This window comes from Rahnella sikkimica (assembly GCF_002951615.1).
GTDB lineage: Bacteria > Pseudomonadota > Gammaproteobacteria > Enterobacterales > Enterobacteriaceae > Rahnella > Rahnella sikkimica.
In genome coordinates this window covers 2,848,319-2,866,658 of the sequence record NZ_CP019062.1, presented here as the reverse complement: position 1 = coordinate 2,866,658, position 18,340 = coordinate 2,848,319, and the positions used below count along the sequence as shown (strand labels likewise).

The window sequence follows — 18,340 nt, the reverse complement described above, 5'->3', positions numbered from 1 at the left end:
ATCAGATTGACGGAGCAAAACAGAGAGGAATTTAGTTGGTGTAGGCCAGCAGACTCAGTGAATCGCGTGCCAGAGATTTGCATTTGGTCGGTTTCGGCACGGCGATGCCGCTCAGGTCACGATAGCTGTCTTCGCCCATCGCCTGCATATTGAAGCTGCTGTAATTGCTCAGATCCCAGCGGTTTTGCTGCGCGAAAAAGACGATCGCCCGTTTGATCTGGGTATTCGGCAGTTGTTCATAGCCGCAATTATTTTTCAAATAAACGAAGACTGCGGTCAGATCCGCCAGATCTTCCGCTTCTGACTCACTCAACGCCTGGCTGGCGGAGGAGAAGCCGAGCAGCGACAGTAACAGCAAACACAATGTTGTTCTTTTCATGGAAGTGTTCTTGTTCTTTTAGATTGAAAGATTAGAAAGACCTGGCTCAAAGAGAATCGAAATGACGTTATCATATTTGCGATGAGTGGCACCAAATTTCTTTTCTGCGCGCCCGCCACTTGACCTTCCCCTTAGTGGAGGGTTTAGGCTGTCGTACTATTATGGCAGTTTTATGCCGTTCGTCTGACAATTTCCCATCACAAGGACTGAACATGAACCGTCGCGATTTCGTGAAGTGGACAACGCTTTTGGGTGCCGCCAGCACGTTACCCGGCTGGAGCCGCTTTGCGCTGGCAGATGACCGCCCGGCGTTGCCCATTCCCGCACTGCTTGAACCGGATGCCCGCAGCGCGATTTCGCTTTCCCTGCAACGCGGCCAGAGCCAGTTTCTGCCCGGCGTGAATACACAAACCTGGGGCGTGAACGGCAATCTGCTGGGGCCAGCGCTGCGCGTGCGGCGGGGCAAACCGCTCAATGTCACGGTCAAAAACAATCTGGACGTGGCGAGCACGGTTCACTGGCACGGGCTGGAAATCCCCGGTGATGTGGACGGCGGCCCGCAAGGAATTATCGCGCCCGGCCAGAGTCGCAGCGTGAGTTTACTGCTCGATCAGCCCGCCGCGACCTGCTGGTTCCACCCGCATCCGCATCAGACCAGCGGCTATCAGGTGGCGATGGGGCTGGCCGGATTAGTCCTGATTGAAGATGAAGGCAGCGACGCATTACAGATCCCGAAACGCTGGGGCGTAGATGATATTCCTGTGATTTTGCAGGATAAACGCCTCAACGCCGCCGGACAGATTGATTACCAGATGGACGTGATGACCGCCGCCGTCGGCTGGTTCGGCGAGCACATGCTGACTAACGGCGCGATTTATCCGCAGCACGGTATTTCGCGCGGCTGGGTGCGTTTTCGTCTGCTCAACGGCTGCAATGCGCGTTCGCTGCACATCGCCACCAGCGACCAGCGGCCGATGTACGTGATTGCCAGCGACGGCGGTTTTCTCGCCGAGCCGGTGAAAGTCAGCGATTTGCCGTTGCTGATGGGTGAACGTTTTGAAGTGCTGATTGATTGCAGCGACGGTAAAGCGTTTGATCTGGTCACATTGCCGGTGACACAAATGGGCATGACGCTGGCCCCGTTCGATAAACCGTTGCCGGTGTTACGCATTCAGCCGACGCTCACGCAAAGCGGTGGTTCGCTGCCGGATTCCCTGATTAAACTGCCTGCGCTGGTTTCTGTCGATAATCTGCCTGCTCGCTGGCTGCAACTGATGATGGATCCGCAGCTTGATCAGCAGGGCATGGCCGCGCTGATGAAACGCTACGGGCATAACGCAATGGCCGGAATGAGCATGGATCACGGCGGCGGCGATATGGGGGACAGTGATATGGCGGCGATGCCGGGGATGTCCGGTTCAGGTCATGACGGCCACGGCGGCATGGCCGGAATGGACAGGGGCACAGCGTCCGGAAGTTATGATTTTATGCAGGGCAATAAAATCAACGGCAAAGCCTACGACATGAACGTTCCTGCGTTCGATGTGAAACAAGGGCAATACGAGAAATGGACGATTTCCGGCGAAGGCGACATGATGCTGCATCCGTTCCATATCCACGGCACGCAGTTCCGCATTCTTTCTGAAAACGGCCAGCCGGTCGCGCCGCACCGTCAGGGCTGGAAAGATATTGTCCGCGTCGAAGGCGCCCGCAGCGAAGTACTCGTCCGCTTCAATCATCTGGCGGATAAGCAGCACGCTTACATGGCGCATTGTCATCTGCTGGAACACGAAGATACCGGCATGATGCTCGGGTTTACGGTTTCGGCGTAGTCTTCTTTCTGATTTCCTTTCTGTAATTCCCTAAAAATCAGTGGCCCGGAGACTTTTCTCCGGGCCACTTTTTCTCTCCTGCTATTCCCGCGCCTTTCTCTCTTCCGCTAACACTTGCATATTAATATTTCATTTTGAAAGATAAAACTTTCAAAATGTGATCAATATAAAATTATTATAAATTCATAATGATTATATTTTCAGCGTGGAGTGACAAAACATGAAAGCTTAAAGCCCACGTATTCCTACAGGAGAACAACATGATTGAAGTGATTACACACGGTGCTGAGTGGTTTATCGGCCTGTTTCAAAAAGGGGGAGAGGTTTTTGTCGGGATGGTCACCGGCATTTTACCGCTCTTAATCAGTTTGCTGGTGGTCATGAATGCGCTGATCGTTTTTGTGGGTCAGCGCAGGATCGAACGTCTGGCGCAGCGCTGTGCCGGGAATCCGGTTTCGCGTTATCTGCTGCTGCCGGTCATCGGCACATTTGTATTTTGTAACCCGATGACGCTGAGTCTCGGACGCTTCATGCCTGAAATCTACAAGCCGAGTTACTACGCGGCGGGTTCCTACAGTTGCCATTCCATGAACGGATTATTCCCGCACATCAACCCTGGCGAACTGTTCGTTTATCTCGGCGTGGCCAGCGGGCTGACCACGTTGGGATTACCGCTCGGGCCACTGGCGGTCAGCTATTTCCTGGTCGGCATGGTGACCAACTTCTTCCGGGGCTGGGTGACCGATCTCACCACGCGCATCTTCGAACGCAAGATGGGTATTCAGCTTGATCGTCAGGTTCAACTTTAAACGCGGAGCAGAAAATGAGCGTTACCATTCGAATTAACCGGGGTGAAGGTGGCTGGGGCGGTCCGTTACTGATTGAAGCCGTGCCAGGCAAAAAAATTATGTATATCACGGCGGGCACCCGTCCGAAGATCGTCGACAAACTGGCGGAGCTGACCGGCTGGGAAACCGTCGATGGGTTTAAAGAAGGCGAACCTCCGGCAGAAGAAATCGGCGTGGCAGTGATCGACTGCGGCGGAACGCTGCGCTGCGGTATTTACCCGAAGCGTCGGATCCCGACCGTGAACATCCATTCGACCGGCAAGTCCGGCCCGCTGGCGCAGTTTATTACGGAAGATATTTATGTCTCCGGCGTGCGGGAACACGACATTGTTTTCGACAGCGCTGAACGCGTTCCGGCGGATGCGAAACCCGCGCCGGCAGCGGCGGGACGCGACTACGACACCACCAAAAAAATCACCGAGCAAAGTGACGGACTGCTGGCAAAAGTCGGGATGGGCATGGGGTCGGGCGTCGCGGTGCTGTTCCAGGCGGGGCGCGACACCATTGATACCGTGCTCAAAACGATCCTGCCGTTTATGGCCTTCGTGGCGGCGCTGATCGGCATCATCATGGCGTCCGGCCTCGGCGATCTGGTGGCGCACGGTCTGACGCCGCTGGCGAAAAGCCCGGTCGGGCTGGTGATGCTGGCGCTGATTTGTTCCTTCCCGCTGTTGTCTCCTTTCCTCGGCCCCGGCGCGGTGATCGCGCAGGTGATCGGCGTGCTGGTGGGTGTTCAGATCGGGTTGGGTAACATTCCCCCGCATCTGGCTTTACCGGCGCTCTTTGCGATTAACGCGCAGGCGGCCTGCGACTTCATTCCGGTCGGGCTTTCACTGGCAGAAGCCAAACAGGAGACCGTTCGCGTTGGTGTGCCGTCCGTGCTGGTCAGCCGTTTCCTCACCGGTGCCCCGACGGTGCTTATCGCCTGGGCGGCGTCCGCCTTTATCTATCAGTAAGGAGCCACCATGCAAACTATCTATCAAACCACGATTACGCATATCGGCGACTTTGCCCGCGAGGCGTTATCCGACCAGATGCTGATTACCTTCCGTGAAGGCGCACCGGCTGATATTCAGGATTATTGCTTCATTCATCAGCACGGCCAGACCGAAGGGGAACTGCATCGCGGAGCCTGCATGGAACTGGCGGATGTCTGTTATCCGGTGACCGCCGTCGGTGAGGTGGCCATGCAAAACCTGCGTGAACTCGGGCATATCACGCTGCGTTTTGACGGCAGCGCGGAGGCGGAATATCCCGGCTGCGTGCATGTAAAAGGCGTGACGCCCGAAGACATTCCGCTGGGCAGCATATTGAAATTTATCGATTAACACTAAAGTCAGGAGTCAGTTATGGAACAGGTTGCAGTCGTGATCGGCGGTGGTCAGACGCTGGGTGCATTTCTCTGTCAGGGGTTGGCTGAATCCGGATATCGGGTTGCGGTGGCAGATCTGAATGAAAAGAATGCCGCAGAGGTTGCGGCGCAGATTAATCAGCAGTTTGGAGACGAAAGGGCATTTGGATTTGTCGTCGATGCTACGAATGAAAGCAGCGTTGAGCAGTTGGCAAAGGCCGTTGATCAGACCTTTGGCGGTGTCAGTTTGCTGGTCTACAGCGCCGGAATGGCGAAAGCCTCGCCGATTACCGACTTTGCCCTCAATGATTTTGATCTCTCCCTTCAGGTGAACCTGGTCGGGTATTTCCTTTGTGCCCGTGAGTTTTCCCGTCTGATGATCCGCGACCGCATTCCGGGTCGTATCATCCAGATCAACTCCAAATCCGGCAAAGTGGGCAGCAAACACAACGCCGGTTACAGCGCGGCGAAATTCGGCGGCGTGGGGCTGACGCAATCTCTGGCGCTGGATCTGGCGGAATACGGTATTACCGTCCATTCGCTGATGTTAGGAAACCTGCTGAAATCGCCGATGTTCCAGTCGTTATTGCCGCAGTACGCCAAAAAACTCGGCATTCAGGCCGACGAAGTCGAACAGTATTATATTGATAAAGTGCCGCTCAAACGCGGTTGTGACTATCAGGATGTGCTGGATATGCTGCTGTTTTACGCCAGCGATAAAGCGTCCTACTGCACCGGCCAGTCAATCAATATTACCGGCGGACAGGTCATGTTCTGATGCCCTCCGCCCTTGTCTGAGACAGGGGCGGATTTTTACTTTTAAGGAGAAAACGATGACCCCGACTTCCGCGCTGATTGCGTGCGCCATTCTGGCCTGGGCGGCTCAGATTGTTTTGGGCTGGTGGCAGTTACAACGTTTCAACCGCGCGTTTGATCAGCTGTGTTTACGCGGTTCGGTGGGCGTCGGGCGTTCGGGCGGCCGCTTCAAACCGCGCGTGGTGCTGGCGCTGGCTTTCGATAAAGAAGAAAAAGTCTGCGCCGGTTTTCTGCTGCGCGGGCTGACCATTTTTGCCACTCCTCAGCCTTTTACGCGCCTCAACGGAATGAAACGGGAACAATTGATGACAGGTGTGATCTTCCCGAAAGAACCGAATATTCAAACCGCACTATCATTAGCGATTGAACCGAAATCATGATATTTTCACTTTAAAAGCTATTATCTTTCAAAAAGAATGATGGCGAGTGAATTTATCTGAAAATTTGAGCGGAAATCGTGATGAAACCTAAGCAACGGCAGGCGGCGATACTGGAGCATTTGCAGCAATTTGGTAAGACGGCGGTGGAAGATCTGGCGGCGCATTTCGCCACGACCGGCACCACCATCAGGAAAGATCTCACGCTGCTGGAAGAAGAAGGTGCCGTAATCCGCACCTACGGCGGCGTGGTGCTGAGCCGCGAAGAAGGCGACCAGCCTATCGATCGTAAAACACACATCAACACCGGTAAAAAGCTGCGCATTGCCCGCGCCGCGATTAATGAAATTCAGGACGGCGACTCCCTGATTTTCGACGCAGGCAGCACCGTCATGCAGATGGTGCCTTTCCTCAGTCAGTTCAATAACATCACCGTCATGACCAACAGCCTGCATATCGTCAATGCGCTGGTGGAACTCGATAACGATCAAACCATTCTCATGCCGGGTGGCACCTACCGTAAAAAATCCTCTTCGTTTCATGGCAGCCTGGCGGAAAGTGCTTTTGATCAGTTTAATTTCGACAAACTGTTTATCGGCGCGGATGGCGTCGATCTGAACGGCGGTGTCACCACGTTCAACGAAGTTCACGGCGTCAGCCAGGCGATGTGCAATGCCGCCGAACGTATTTTCCTGCTGGTGGATTCCTCAAAGTTCGGCCGAAAAAGCCCGAATGTGGTCTGTAATTTGGGCAAAGTCGATACGTTGATCACGGACAGCGGGTTAACCGCTCCCTATCGTGAGGCCATCGAAAAACTGGGGATCCGCATTATTTTAGTCGGGGAAGACGATGAATGATTCATTACTGAACTACGCACGCGAAACGCTGGAAATTGAGATCGAAGAAGCGCAACGGTTACTCACGCGTCTCGACGATAATTTCCTTTGCGCGTGCCGCCTGTTGCTGAACTGTACCGGTAAAGCGGTGGTTTCCGGCATGGGGAAATCCGGGCATATCGGCAAGAAAATCGCCGCATCGCTGGCCAGCACCGGGACGCCTGCGTTCTTTGTTCATCCCGCCGAAGCCCTGCACGGCGATCTGGGGATGATCGGCAGCAACGATGTGCTGATTTTCATTTCTTATTCCGGCCGCGCAAAAGAGCTGGATACGATTTTGCCGCTGCTGAAAGAAAACCAGACGCGCCTGATCGCCATCACTGGTGGCAAAAATTCCCCGCTGGCGCAGGCGGCCGATTGCGTGCTCGACATCAGCGTTGAGCGCGAGGCTTGCCCGATGGGGCTCGCGCCGACATCCAGCGCCGTGAATACGCTGATGATGGGCGATGCACTGGCGATGGCACTGATGCGCCACCGTGGTTTCGGCGCAGAAGATTTCGCGCGCTCACATCCGGGGGGCAGTCTGGGCGCAAGATTGCTTAACCGCGTCCACAACCTGATGCGCACCGGTGATCGCTTGCCGGTTGTCGACAGCCAGAAAAACGTCATGGATGCCATGCTGGAACTGAGCCGCACCGGTCTGGGGCTGATTGCAGTATGCGACGCCAGCCTGCATGTGGTGGGCGTTTTCACCGACGGCGATTTGCGCCGCTGGCTGGTGAAAGGAAACAGCCTGAACGATCCGCTGGTGAGCGCGATGAGCCGTCCGGGGTATCAGCTTCCTGCCCAATGGCGGGCAGGTGAAGCGCTGGAAGCGCTGCACGAGCAGCACATCAGCGCCGCGCCGGTGGTCGACAGCGAGGGCATTTTGGTGGGTGCCATCAACCTGCATGACCTGCACCAGGCGGGTATTGGCTGACACCGGCGTTACTCATCGCCGGGTTCTTTGATATAATCCTTTCCACTATATGGTCGCCGTTCTTTCTGAAAACGGCGATAAATATTCTTAAATCAGGTGGTTAGTCTTTATATGAAACATCGCGTTGATGTCATGATTTCCGAACAGGAAATCAAAACCCGAATTGAAGAGCTGGGCCGTAAAATCACCGATCACTACCGTGACAGCGGCAGCGAAATGGTACTGGTCGGGCTGCTGCGCGGTTCCTTTATGTTCATGGCCGATTTGTGCCGCGCCATTGATGTGCCGCATGAAGTCGATTTCATGACCGCATCAAGCTACGGCAACGGCATGTCCACCACCCGTGACGTCAAAATCCTTAAAGATCTCGACGAAGACATTCGCGGCAAAGACGTGCTGATCGTCGAAGACATCATTGACTCCGGCAACACGCTGAGCAAAGTGCGCGAACTGCTGCAACTGCGCGGCCCGAAATCACTGGCAATTTGTACCCTGCTCGATAAGCCAGAACGCCGTGAAGTCGAAGTCCAGGTGGAATACGTCGGTTTTGCCATCCCGGACGAATTCGTCGTCGGTTTCGGCATCGACTACGCCCAGCGTTACCGCCATCTGCCGTACGTGGGCAAAGTGGTTATGCTGGACGAATAGAAACAAGCTATCCGCTTCAGCCATTTTCTGAAGTCAGTGGGTACAGAAAAAAGCACCCCAAAAGGCACATTTTTGTGCCTTTTGTTTTTTGATTTTCTGTAGAGTGGGGCGGTTTGTTATTGCGGATTGCCGTTCAGTAAGGCGGAGACGCCCTGACGGTAGCGCTGTTCCAGCGTTTCGCGGCTGGTGGCGTCGACTTCGAGATTGCGCAGTCGTCCGTCCTGAATGCCGTAAACCCAGCCGTGCAGCGTGACTTTCTGGCCGCGTTTCCAGGCCGATTGCATCACGGTGGAGTGGCCGAGGTTGTACACTTGTTCGACCACGTTCAGTTCGCACAATTTATCGAGACGCTGATTCGGTGACAGTTCGCCCAGCAGGGAACTGTGTTTGTACCAGATGTCCCGGATATGCAATAACCAGTTATTAATCAAACCCAGTTCTGGGTTTTCAACCGCTGCCTGTACGCCACCGCAACCGTAGTGACCGCAAATGATGACGTGTTCCACTTCCAGTACGTCGATAGCATATTGCACAACGGACAGGCAGTTGAGATCAGTATGGATAACCAGGTTGGCGACGTTACGGTGAACAAACAGTTCGCCCGGTTCAAGCCCGGTCAGTTGTTCTGCGGGAACGCGACTGTCAGAACAACCAATCCACAGAAAACGGGGTTTTTGAGATTGAGAGAGTCGTTCGAAGAAGCCAGGATCTTCGTCGATCATGGTCTTGGACCAGTTGGCGTTATTACGGATGAGCTTTTCTATATCATTCATTGAGGTTAATAGCCTGTAACGAGCCAACTGCGATGGAGTAATATAGGGCAATGCTCCGTCTTTTAAAACTGATTCAACATCTCCTCTTACTCATTCCTACAACAGGGTTTTCACAACAAGGTACGTCCTTTTATGAATTATGCATTGGAACTGGAAAAGTTAACGAAAACTTACGCCGGTGGTGTACAGGCTTTGCGCGGTATCGATCTGCGGGTCGAAGCCGGCGATTTTTATGCCCTGTTGGGGCCGAACGGTGCGGGTAAATCGACGACCATTGGCATCATCAGTTCACTGGTGAACAAAACCGCCGGTAAAGTGCGGGTGTTCGGTTATGACATCGACAAAGATATCGTCAACGCTAAACGTCAGCTCGGGCTGGTGCCGCAGGAATTTAACTTCAACCCGTTTGAAACCGTGATGCAGGTTGTCGTCAACCAGGCCGGTTACTACGGCGTGCCGCGTCCGCTGGCGCTTCAGCGTGCTGAAAAGTATCTGACCCAGCTGGATTTATGGGGTAAGCGCAATGAGCGTTCCCGGATGCTTTCCGGCGGCATGAAGCGTCGCCTGATGATTGCCCGCGCACTGATGCACGAACCGAAACTGCTGATCCTCGATGAACCGACCGCCGGTGTGGATATCGAACTGCGTCGCTCCATGTGGGGTTTCCTGAAAGAGCTGAATGCGCAGGGCACGACCATTATTCTGACCACGCACTATCTGGAAGAAGCTGAAATGCTGTGCCGCAATATCGGCATTATTCAGGGCGGCGAACTGGTGGAAAACACCAGCATGAAAGCGCTGTTGTCCAAGCTGAAATCCGAAACCTTTATTCTGGATCTGGGGGCGAAAAGTCCGCTGCCGGTGCTGGAAGGCTATCGCAGCCAGCTGACGGATACGTCGACGCTGGAAGTGGAAGTCATGCGCGAACAGGGGCTGAACTCCCTGTTCAGCCAGCTGAGCAAGCAGGGCGTGCAGGTATTGAGTATGCGTAACAAAGCCAACCGTCTGGAAGAGTTGTTTGTCACGCTGGTGAACGGCAACGGGGAAAAGAAATAATGTCGCAACTGTATTGGATCGCACTTAAAAGCATCTGGATGAAAGAGATCAACCGGTTTGGCCGTATCTGGATCCAAACGCTGGTTCCGCCTGTGATCACCATGACGCTTTATTTCATCATCTTCGGTAACCTCATCGGCTCACAAATCGGCAGCATGCACGGTTTTACTTACATGCAGTTTATCGTGCCGGGCCTGATCATGATGGCGGTGATCACCAACTCTTATGCCAACGTGGCATCGTCGTTCTTCAGCGCGAAATTCCAGCGCAATATTGAAGAGCTGCTGGTTGCGCCGGTGCCAACGCACGTGGTGATCGCCGGTTATGTCGGCGGCGGCGTGGCGCGTGGGATCTGTGTGGGGATCCTGGTCACGGCGATTTCGCTGTTCTTCGTGCCGCTGGTGATCCATTCCTGGTGGGTGATTGCACTGACGCTGCTGCTGACGGCAATCCTGTTCTCGCTGGGCGGTTTGCTGAATGCGGTGTTTGCCACCACGTTTGATGATATCAGCCTGATCCCGACGTTCGTGCTGACACCGCTGACGTATCTGGGCGGCGTGTTTTACTCGCTGTCGCTGCTGCCGCCAATCTGGCAGGCGATCTCCAAGCTTAACCCGATCGTCTACATGATCAGCGGTTTCCGCTACGGATTCCTGGGGATCAGTGATGTTCCGCTGATCTTCACAATGAGCGTGCTGGTGGCGTTTATTGCGGCGTTTTATCTGCTGGCGTGGTACTTGATTGAGCGCGGGCGTGGTCTGAGAAGTTAATTTTATTGCTCCTTCCCCTCTCACGAGGGGAAGGCTGGGATGGGGTGTTGGTTTAACCAGATCAGCATAAACGACTGAGTCAGCGGCTAAACCCCCTCCCATCCTCCCCCTTCGCAGGGGGAGGCGTTTTATCAAGCCACCTGAACTGGCACGGCTTTCGCGGTGCGTTTCAGTTGGTTTTCACCTTCAAAATAGGCCACTTTCGGTTTGTGCTGGCGGGCATCGGCGTCAGACATCTGCACGTAAGAGCAGATGATCAGCAGATCGCCGACACAGGCGCAGCGCGCTGCCGCACCGTTAACCGAAATAATACGCGAACCGCGTTCTGCCGCGATGGCGTAAGTTGAGAAACGCTGACCGTTATCAACGTTATAAATATCAATCGCTTCGTACTCTAAAATGCCTGAAGCATCGAGAAAGTCCTGGTCGATGGCGCAGGAACCTTCGTAGTGCAAATCTGCCTGAGTCACGTGAACCCGGTGCAGTTTGCCTTGCAGCATAGTGCGGATCATCACATATACCTTACTTGCGTAAAAAATCAGGGAACCCGCCGGGCGGACATAATAAAATTCCGATATTTCCGGCGGCCAACATAGTTGCCGATTTGAGCTGCGCTGTCTACTGCGTCAGATCAACCTCTTGATTATCAATCAGCCGGGCCTTCCCTAACCATGCCGCCATCAGGATCACCGCAGACGTGCTGTCGACGGACAATTCCTGCAAGGTTTTGGCATCACGAATAAACAATTCATCTGGCGTAAATCCGGCTTCACGCAGCTGTTGCGCGGTTTCCTGCAACATCTCTTCAACGTGACGCTCGCCCTGGCTCAGACGTTCTGCCAGCGCATTCATGATCTTGTTCAGCTGTGGTGCCAGTTTACGCTCTTCGGAGGTCAGATAACCATTGCGCGAACTCAGTGCCAGGCCGTCTTTGGCGCGCACAATCGGTACGCCCACAATATCAATGTCGTAGCCCATGTCTTCCACCATCGTGCGCAGCAGCGCCAGTTGCTGGAAGTCTTTCTGGCCGAAACAGGCCACCTGCGGCTGCACCAGATTGAACAATTTGCTAACAATCGTCGAGACGCCACGGAAATGCCCCGGACGGCTCGCACCTTCCAGAATGGTGGAAATCACCGGTACATCGACCTGTGTTTGTGTTGTCAGGCCTTTCGGATAAACCTCTGCCGGAGACGGGGCAAACACCAGATCCACGCCGCGTTTGTTCAGCTTTTCGCAGTCTTCCTGCAAGGTGCGCGGGTAACGTTCCAGATCGTCCGGGCGTTCGAACTGCATCGGATTGACGAAAATACTCACGACCACCACGTCGCCGCGCGCTTTCGCTTCATCCACCAGCGTCATGTGGCCTTCGTGTAAATTCCCCATGGTCGGCACCAGGGCAATACGTTTGTTATTCGTACGGAAATCGCGGATCTCGCGACGCAGCAGCGCCACGCTGTCAATTATCAGCACACTTCTTCTCCCGATTATTTAAAGGAATGCTCTTCGCCCGGATACACGCCCTGCGCGACCTGATCGACATACAAGCGCACCGCGCTGCGGATATCGCCCGCTTCGGCCAGGAAGTCTTTGGCAAATTTCGGCGTATGGCCGCCGGTAATGCCGAACGCATCATGCATCACCAGAATCTGTCCGTCGGTCACGTTACCGGCACCGATGCCGATCACCGGGATGCTCAGTTCTTCGGTCACGCGGCGCGCCAGTTCAACGGGAACACATTCCAGCACCAGCAGCTGCGCGCCAGCTTCTTCGAGCATCAGCGCGTCTTTGATGAGCTGGTTTGCGGCGACTTCATCGCGACCCTGCACTTTGTAACCACCGAAAATGTTCACAGATTGCGGCGTCAGGCCGAGATGGCCGCACACCGGAACGGCGCGCTCGGTCAGCATTTTAACCGTATCGCATAGCCAGCTGCCGCCTTCGAGTTTCACCATATTGCCGCCGGCACGCATCAGGATTGCCGCGCTTTCAAACGCCTGTTCCGGCGTGGCGTAACTCATGAACGGCAGGTCAGCCAGCAATAAAGCCTGAGGCGCGCCACGGCGCACACAGCGCGTATGGTAAGCAATTTCCTCAACCGTCACCGGCAGGGTGGAATCCTGCCCCTGAACGACCATCCCGAGAGAGTCACCAATCAGCATGACGGTGATGCCCTGCTCAGCAAAGAGCTGTGCAAAGCTGGCGTCATAGGCGGTAATGGTCGCAAATTTGTGTTTTTCCTGCTTCCATTGGCGAAGCTGGCTCAGCGTTGTTGGTTTCATGAACACTTTCCTTTGAATAATTCATCGGATGAATATGATGCCGGTATTCTACTGTATGAGCCGAAATGCAGACAGCAAGATCAGCAACGGACTCCATGATCCCGATCTTAAGAAGTGATTAAGAAGCGTCGCCTATAATGAAAAAAACGGAGGGAACCATGCGGATTCTATTGGTTGAAGACGACAAAATGATTGGCGACGGCATCAAAGCCGGGCTGACAAAACTGGGTTTTACGCTCGACTGGTTCACCGACGGGCTGACCGGAAAAGCCGCGCTCGACAGCGCGCCGTACGATGCGGTGATCCTCGATTTAAGCCTGCCGGGAATGGACGGCATGGATCTGCTGCGCGAATGGCGCAAGGCCGGTCGCGACACGCCGGTGCTGATCCTCACGGCGCGCGATGCGCTTGAACAGCGTGTCGGCGGGTTGCAGGCCGGGGCGGATGATTATTTGTGTAAGCCGTTTGCGCTGGTGGAAGTGGCCGCGCGTTTGCAGGCGCTGATCCGCCGCCGTCACGGCGTGATTACGCCAAAAGTGACGCACGGTGCAGTTGAATTTGATCCGGCTGCCCGCAGCGTAACCCTCAACGGCGAAACCGTAACGCTCACGCCGCGTGAAGTCGCGGTGCTGGAATTGTTTCTCAATAACAAAGGCCGCGTTCTGGCACGCACGCTGATTCAGGAAAAACTGTACAACTGGGACGATGAGGTCAGCAGTAACGCGGTTGAAGTCCATATCCACCATCTTCGCAGCAAACTCGGCAAAAGCTTTATCCGCACCGTTCACGGCGTGGGTTATACGCTGGGCGATGCGCTGTCCGGGGAGAACGCGTGAAGGAGCTGAAAAACCTGAGTCTGCGCCTCCGGCTGATCCTGCTGTTCACCGTGCTGGCGCTGATGACGTGGCTGATTGCCAGTGGCGTGGCGTGGCATCAGACCCGTAAACACATCAATGAAGTATTTGATACGCAACAGATGTTGTTCGCCAAACGTCTCGCCGCCACCGGGCTGGGCGACCGGGTGAATATGCAAAAAGATGCTGAGTTGCCGGATACCAAAAAGATGGTGCGCAAAGGCTCGCGCGGTCATACCGATGACGATGCGCTGACGTTTGCCATTTTCAATCAGCAGGGCGACATGCTGCTCAACGACGGCGAAAACGGCAAACGCATCCGCTTCGACGGCAACATACAGGGCTTTAAAGATGAAGAACTGAAAGGCGATGACTGGCGCATGGTCTGGCTGACGTCGCCGGACGGGCAATATCGCGTGGCCGTCGGGCAGGAATACGATTACCGCAACGATATGGCCTGGAGTTTGGTCAGCGGGCAACTGACGCCCTGGCTGGCTTCGTTGCCGGTATTGCTGCTGGCGCTGATTGTGATGGTGACGCTGGAACTTCGTCCGCTGCGCCGCGTGGCGGAAGGGTTGCGGCAGCGCTCGCCGGAAGATGCGACGCCGATTATCACCGATCGTCTGCCCGGTGAAGTCCTGCCGCTGGCGAATGCGCTGAATTCTTTGTTTGACCGCACCAGTGAAATGCTGGTCCGCGAACGCCGGTTTACCTCCGACGCGGCGCATGAATTACGCAGCCCGCTGGCTGCATTGCGCGTGCAAACCGAAGTGGTTCAGCTTTCCGGTGACGACGCCGAAATGCGCGAACATGCGCTGGAAAACCTGACCACCAGTATCGATCGCGCCACACGGCTGGTGGATCAGCTGCTGACGCTTTCGCGGCTGGAAAGTTTTTCAGAACCTGAGGAGCTGGAGATGATCGACTGGCCTTCGCTGCTGGCCCAAAATCTGGCCGAGCAGGATTACTGCGCGCACAAAAAAGGCATCGAATTACGTTTTGAAGAACAGGGCACGCCGCCGGACATGCGCGGGCAATCGCTTCTGCTTTCTCTGATGGTACGCAATCTGCTGGATAACGCGATTCGCTATTCTCCGGCGGGAACCACCGTGTCGGTGACGCTGAATGCGCAGGGATTAACGGTCGACGATCAGGGGCCGGGGATCACGGCAGAACATCAGGCGCGGCTGGGCGAACGTTTTTACCGGCCACCGGGTCAGGAGCAAACCGGCAGCGGGCTGGGAATTTCGATCGTACAAAGGATCGCTCAGCTGCATCAGTTGCGCGTTGATTACAGGAACAAAGCAGAAGGGGGATTACAAGTGCAGGTAAGTCGCTGAGCGACTTACCATTTTTTCAGGCCATTCAGCGGAACGCGTGCCAGTATGCTTTGCAGCGTTTCGCCATCCGGAAACACCAGATCCGGTGCCAGATCCGCCAGCGGATACAGCATAAATTCACGATTCTTCATGTCGTAATGCGGCACGATCAAACGGTCAGTGTTGATCACCCGATCGCCATAAATCAGCATATCAAGATCCAATGTCCGCGGGCCCCAGCGTTCGGCTTTGCGGACACGTCCCTGATTTTGCTCGATGGCCTGAGTACAATCGAGCAATTGTTCCGGCGGCAACAGCGTATCGAGCGCCACGACGGCGTTCAGATAATCAGGTTGATCCTGCGGCCCCAGCGGTTTACTGCGGTAAAACGGGGACGCGGCGACAAAACGGGTGCGCGGCAAATGTGCCAGCGCCTCCAGCGCGCAATTTACCTGGTCAAGAGGACGGGCAAGATTACTGCCCAGAGCCAGGTAAACGCGGATCATTGACCGCCGTCCTTGCGCGGAGCCCGTTTGCGGGGGCGGCGGGTACGCGCCCGGCGTGCCGGGATCGCATCATCGCCCAGCGTACCGAGCATGGTTTTCTGAGAGGCCGGAGTCGCTTCCTGGAATTCTCCCCACCACTGCGCCAGACTTTGCAGTTCGCGATGTTGTTCCACTTCAGCACGCAGAACCAGTAAATCGTAAGCGGCGCGGAACTTAGGATGTTCCATCAGCTTGTGCGCACGTTTGCCCTGACGGCGCGACAGACGCAGCTGCAATGCCCAGATATCACGCACCAGCGTGGTAATACGTTTCGGAATGGCCAGCGTGCGACATTGTTCGTCGAGCACATCGTTCATGGCCAGCGCGAAGGCGTCGTAATACGTCAGGCCGCCTTCCTGCGCCAGTTTCTGTGCATGTTCAATCACCGGATACCACAACATTGCCGCGAACAGGAACGCCGGATTGACGCGCTGATCGTTTTGCAAACGGGAGTCGGTATTTTTCAGAACCTGCAGCAGAATGTGTTCCATCGGGCTATCGCCAGCTTCAGTAAACTGGCGGGCAATCAGCGGGAACAACGGCTGGAACAGCTGGTATTCACACAGCTTTTTATACGTTTCGTAACCGTAACCGGCCTGCAGGAGTTTCAGCGATTCTTCAAACAGACGTGCGGGCGGAATTTCCTGTAACAGGGTCGCCAGACGTGGGATTGGCTCCGCGGTTTCCGGGCTGATTTTCATGTCCAGTTTTGCGGCGAAACGTACCGCGCGCAGCATCCGCACCGGATCTTCGCGGTAACGGGTTTCCGGATCGCCAATCAGACGGATGATACCGTTTTCCAGGTCACGCAGGCCGCCGGTGTAATCGCGGACGGTGAAATCAGCCACGCCGTAATACAGGCTGTTGATGGTGAAGTCGCGGCGCTGGGCATCGTCTTCAATCGTGCCGAAGATATTGTCGCGCAGCAGCATGCCGTTCTGGGCCTGCTGGGAAACGTTTTTATCGTCGGTTTCTTCGTACTGTTCGTGATGACCACGGAACGTGGCCACTTCGATGATTTCCGGGCCGAACATGACGTGGGCCAGACGGAAACGGCGGCCAACCAGACGGCAGTTACGGAAAAGTTTGCGCACCTGATCGGGCGTTGCGTTGGTGGTGATATCGAAATCTTTCGGTTTTTTATCCAGCAGCAAATCGCGCACGCCACCGCCCACCAGGAAGGCTTCATAGCCAGATTTGTTCAGGCGGTACAGGACTTTCAGGGCGTTTTCGCTGATGTCGCGACGGGAAATATTGTGCTCATCGCGGGGAACAATGGTGATGGCACGGGTTTCACCCGCGTAATCGAATGACGGACGCGGTTTCTGAACGTGTTCCGCACGCGGAGCGCGGGGTTCACTGCGTTCAGAACGGTTGTCGCTGCGCTCACCGCGATTGTCGTTGCGTTCGCCACGTGGCTGATAAGGCCCTGAGCGACGGGTATTGTTGTTACGACGGTCGCCACGGTTTGCGTTGTCTTCCCGACGGCCACGATTTTCGCGGCGTTGCTCGTTGTCACGACGTTCAGGATTGTTTGCTTTCACAGTGTTTTCAGCCACAGGAGACGGATCGCGACGGGAATTGTCCTCGCGATGAGTTTCTCCATGAAGTGCGGCTTCGTCATGAACAGCCTTTTCTTCACGAACGACTTTATCTTCACGGACCAGCACCTTACGGCAAAAATTGGCTACTCGGGTAAAAATGGTACACCTCGATAGTGACTGAAAAAATTAGCGTGACGCAAAAACAGCGGCTAATCATAGCTCACGATAGCCTCTTTGAGAATGCCGATGTCAGTTCAGCGGTGATTAAGCGCCCTGACGCGGGATCTCAGAGGGCGTCCAGTGCGTTGTCGCCCAGCGTAATAATAAAGGCAAAGTGTAATCCTGCCAGTTTTCCGGCAGCGTTTGGCCTAAAAATTTCAGTGCGTTAATGATAACCGGCCGCGGATCGCCTTCAGGCAGCGCCGGTGCGTGATTTTGTTTGGAAAGCTTGTCGCCATTTTCATTCAGTGCCAGCGGCAAATGCAGATATCCCGGTTGCGGATAACCCAGATGCCGGTAGAGCGAAATCTGGCGGACGGTTGGCTCAATAAGATCGGCCCCGCGCACAATATGATTTACACCCTGAAAATGGTCATCGACGACCACCGCCAGATTGTAGGCAAACAGCCCGTCGCGGCGGCGGATAATAAAATCTTCTTCAGCAAGCTGACGCTCGGCCTGCAAATGCCCCTGAAAATCATCATCAAAACCGTAAACCGGCAAGGTCTGATGCAGGCGAATTGCCGCGTTTTCCGCGCCTACATTCAGGTCACGGCAGTGACCGTCGTAGAAGCCGCCACTTTGCGCAATGCGCTGGCGGGTGCAGTTGCAGTAATAGTTTTTTTGCTGCTGATACAACACATCAAGCACTTCGCGGTAGGCGTCATGACGTTTGGATTGCCAGACGACGTCGCCGTCCCACTCCAGACCATAGCGTTCGAGCGTGGTCAGAATGCGGTCAGCGGAACCGGGGATTTCACGCGGCGGATCGATATCGTCAATGCGTACCTGCCATTGGCCTTTTTGAGAACGGGCATGAAGATAACTGCCGAGCGCGGCAATCAGCGAACCAAAATGGAGGTCACCGGAAGGTGAAGGCGCGAAACGGCCTGTGTATTGATCTTGTGGCAT

General features: G+C 55.1%; 21 protein-coding genes. 13 read left to right on the top strand and 8 right to left on the bottom strand.

Features of this window, described 5'->3' with window-relative positions; translation table 11 throughout:
• Positions 1-31: 31 nt before the first annotated feature.
• The gene (locus tag BV494_RS13305) at positions 32-379 is read right to left on the bottom strand and encodes a YacC family pilotin-like protein (protein WP_104923305.1); all 348 of its coding nucleotides are present in this window, start codon (positions 377-379) and stop codon (positions 32-34) included.
• 212 nt (positions 380-591) lie between these two features.
• Here BV494_RS13305 and cueO point away from each other — a divergent pair, with 212 nt between their 5' ends.
• The 9 genes from cueO to hpt all read left to right on the top strand — a co-directional run bounded on the left by cueO (position 592) and on the right by hpt (position 8,066).
• Positions 592-2,211 carry a multicopper oxidase CueO gene (gene cueO / locus BV494_RS13300; RefSeq protein WP_104923304.1) on the top strand — a complete coding sequence of 540 codons (1,620 nt, stop codon included), beginning with the start codon at positions 592-594 and terminating at the stop codon, positions 2,209-2,211.
• Between the two features lie 260 nt (positions 2,212-2,471).
• Positions 2,472-3,020, top strand: a complete 549-nt coding sequence (srlA, locus tag BV494_RS13295; RefSeq protein ID WP_104923303.1) for a PTS glucitol/sorbitol transporter subunit IIC — start codon at positions 2,472-2,474, stop codon at positions 3,018-3,020.
• Between the two features lie 14 nt (positions 3,021-3,034).
• Positions 3,035-4,015: a PTS glucitol/sorbitol transporter subunit IIB gene (gene srlE, locus BV494_RS13290; protein WP_104923302.1), complete on the top strand. Its 981-nt coding sequence runs from the start codon at positions 3,035-3,037 to the stop codon at positions 4,013-4,015.
• Positions 4,016-4,024: 9 nt separating this feature from the next.
• Positions 4,025-4,387, top strand: coding sequence for a PTS glucitol/sorbitol transporter subunit IIA (srlB, locus tag BV494_RS13285; RefSeq protein WP_104923301.1), 363 nt, complete (start codon positions 4,025-4,027; stop codon positions 4,385-4,387).
• 21 nt (positions 4,388-4,408) lie between these two features.
• Positions 4,409-5,188 carry a sorbitol-6-phosphate dehydrogenase gene (gene srlD, locus BV494_RS13280; RefSeq protein WP_104923300.1) on the top strand — a complete coding sequence of 260 codons (780 nt, stop codon included), beginning with the start codon at positions 4,409-4,411 and terminating at the stop codon, positions 5,186-5,188.
• Positions 5,189-5,243: 55 nt separating this feature from the next.
• The gene (gutM, locus tag BV494_RS13275; RefSeq protein WP_104923299.1) at positions 5,244-5,606 is read left to right on the top strand and encodes a transcriptional regulator GutM; all 363 of its coding nucleotides are present in this window, start codon (positions 5,244-5,246) and stop codon (positions 5,604-5,606) included.
• Between the two features lie 80 nt (positions 5,607-5,686).
• Complete coding sequence (srlR, locus tag BV494_RS13270; RefSeq protein WP_104923298.1) at positions 5,687-6,460, top strand: glucitol operon DNA-binding transcriptional repressor SrlR; 774 nt, start codon at positions 5,687-5,689, stop codon at positions 6,458-6,460.
• Positions 6,453-7,418, top strand: coding sequence for an arabinose-5-phosphate isomerase GutQ (gene gutQ, locus BV494_RS13265; RefSeq protein ID WP_104923297.1), 966 nt, complete (start codon positions 6,453-6,455; stop codon positions 7,416-7,418). Before srlR ends, gutQ begins: the two co-directional genes overlap by 8 nt.
• A gap of 111 nt (positions 7,419-7,529) precedes the next feature.
• Positions 7,530-8,066 carry a hypoxanthine phosphoribosyltransferase gene (gene hpt / locus BV494_RS13260; protein WP_104923296.1) on the top strand — a complete coding sequence of 179 codons (537 nt, stop codon included), beginning with the start codon at positions 7,530-7,532 and terminating at the stop codon, positions 8,064-8,066.
• Positions 8,067-8,182: 116 nt separating this feature from the next.
• Here the strand turns inward: hpt and can are convergent, their stop codons facing one another.
• Positions 8,183-8,839: a carbonate dehydratase gene (can, locus tag BV494_RS13255; protein ID WP_104923295.1), complete on the bottom strand. Its 657-nt coding sequence runs from the start codon at positions 8,837-8,839 to the stop codon at positions 8,183-8,185.
• Between the two features lie 132 nt (positions 8,840-8,971).
• Here can and BV494_RS13250 point away from each other — a divergent pair, with 132 nt between their 5' ends.
• Both BV494_RS13250 and BV494_RS13245 read left to right on the top strand, forming a co-directional pair.
• The gene (locus BV494_RS13250; RefSeq protein ID WP_104923294.1) at positions 8,972-9,895 is read left to right on the top strand and encodes an ABC transporter ATP-binding protein; all 924 of its coding nucleotides are present in this window, start codon (positions 8,972-8,974) and stop codon (positions 9,893-9,895) included.
• Complete coding sequence (locus BV494_RS13245) at positions 9,895-10,665, top strand: ABC transporter permease (RefSeq protein WP_104923293.1); 771 nt, start codon at positions 9,895-9,897, stop codon at positions 10,663-10,665. The genes BV494_RS13250 and BV494_RS13245 overlap by 1 nt, the downstream gene beginning before the upstream one ends.
• A gap of 131 nt (positions 10,666-10,796) precedes the next feature.
• Here the strand turns inward: BV494_RS13245 and panD are convergent, their stop codons facing one another.
• The 3 genes from panD to panB form a co-directional block, all read right to left on the bottom strand.
• Positions 10,797-11,177 carry an aspartate 1-decarboxylase gene (gene panD / locus BV494_RS13240; protein ID WP_101075221.1) on the bottom strand — a complete coding sequence of 127 codons (381 nt, stop codon included), beginning with the start codon at positions 11,175-11,177 and terminating at the stop codon, positions 10,797-10,799.
• Between the two features lie 106 nt (positions 11,178-11,283).
• Complete coding sequence (panC, locus tag BV494_RS13235; protein WP_104923292.1) at positions 11,284-12,138, bottom strand: pantoate--beta-alanine ligase; 855 nt, start codon at positions 12,136-12,138, stop codon at positions 11,284-11,286.
• Between the two features lie 14 nt (positions 12,139-12,152).
• On the bottom strand, positions 12,153-12,947 hold the full coding sequence (panB, locus tag BV494_RS13230) for a 3-methyl-2-oxobutanoate hydroxymethyltransferase (protein ID WP_104923291.1): 795 nt from the start codon (positions 12,945-12,947) through the stop codon (positions 12,153-12,155).
• 158 nt (positions 12,948-13,105) lie between these two features.
• Here panB and qseB point away from each other — a divergent pair, with 158 nt between their 5' ends.
• Entirely contained in the window at positions 13,106-13,783 is a 678-nt protein-coding gene (gene qseB / locus BV494_RS13225) for a quorum sensing response regulator transcription factor QseB (RefSeq protein WP_104924798.1), read from the top strand.
• A gap of 5 nt (positions 13,784-13,788) precedes the next feature.
• A complete protein-coding gene (gene qseC / locus BV494_RS13220; protein WP_104924797.1) occupies positions 13,789-15,141 on the top strand; it encodes a quorum sensing histidine kinase QseC in 1,353 nt (450 codons plus the stop codon).
• Positions 15,142-15,146: 5 nt separating this feature from the next.
• Here the strand turns inward: qseC and folK are convergent, their stop codons facing one another.
• The 3 genes from folK to gluQRS form a co-directional block, all read right to left on the bottom strand.
• The gene (gene folK / locus BV494_RS13215) at positions 15,147-15,626 is read right to left on the bottom strand and encodes a 2-amino-4-hydroxy-6-hydroxymethyldihydropteridine diphosphokinase (RefSeq protein ID WP_104923290.1); all 480 of its coding nucleotides are present in this window, start codon (positions 15,624-15,626) and stop codon (positions 15,147-15,149) included.
• Positions 15,623-16,948 carry a polynucleotide adenylyltransferase PcnB gene (pcnB, locus tag BV494_RS13210; RefSeq protein ID WP_226790083.1) on the bottom strand — a complete coding sequence of 442 codons (1,326 nt, stop codon included), beginning with the start codon at positions 16,946-16,948 and terminating at the stop codon, positions 15,623-15,625. The genes folK and pcnB overlap by 4 nt, the downstream gene beginning before the upstream one ends.
• Before the next feature lie 525 nt (positions 16,949-17,473).
• Positions 17,474-18,340, bottom strand: a complete 867-nt coding sequence (gene gluQRS / locus BV494_RS13205; protein WP_104923288.1) for a tRNA glutamyl-Q(34) synthetase GluQRS — start codon at positions 18,338-18,340, stop codon at positions 17,474-17,476.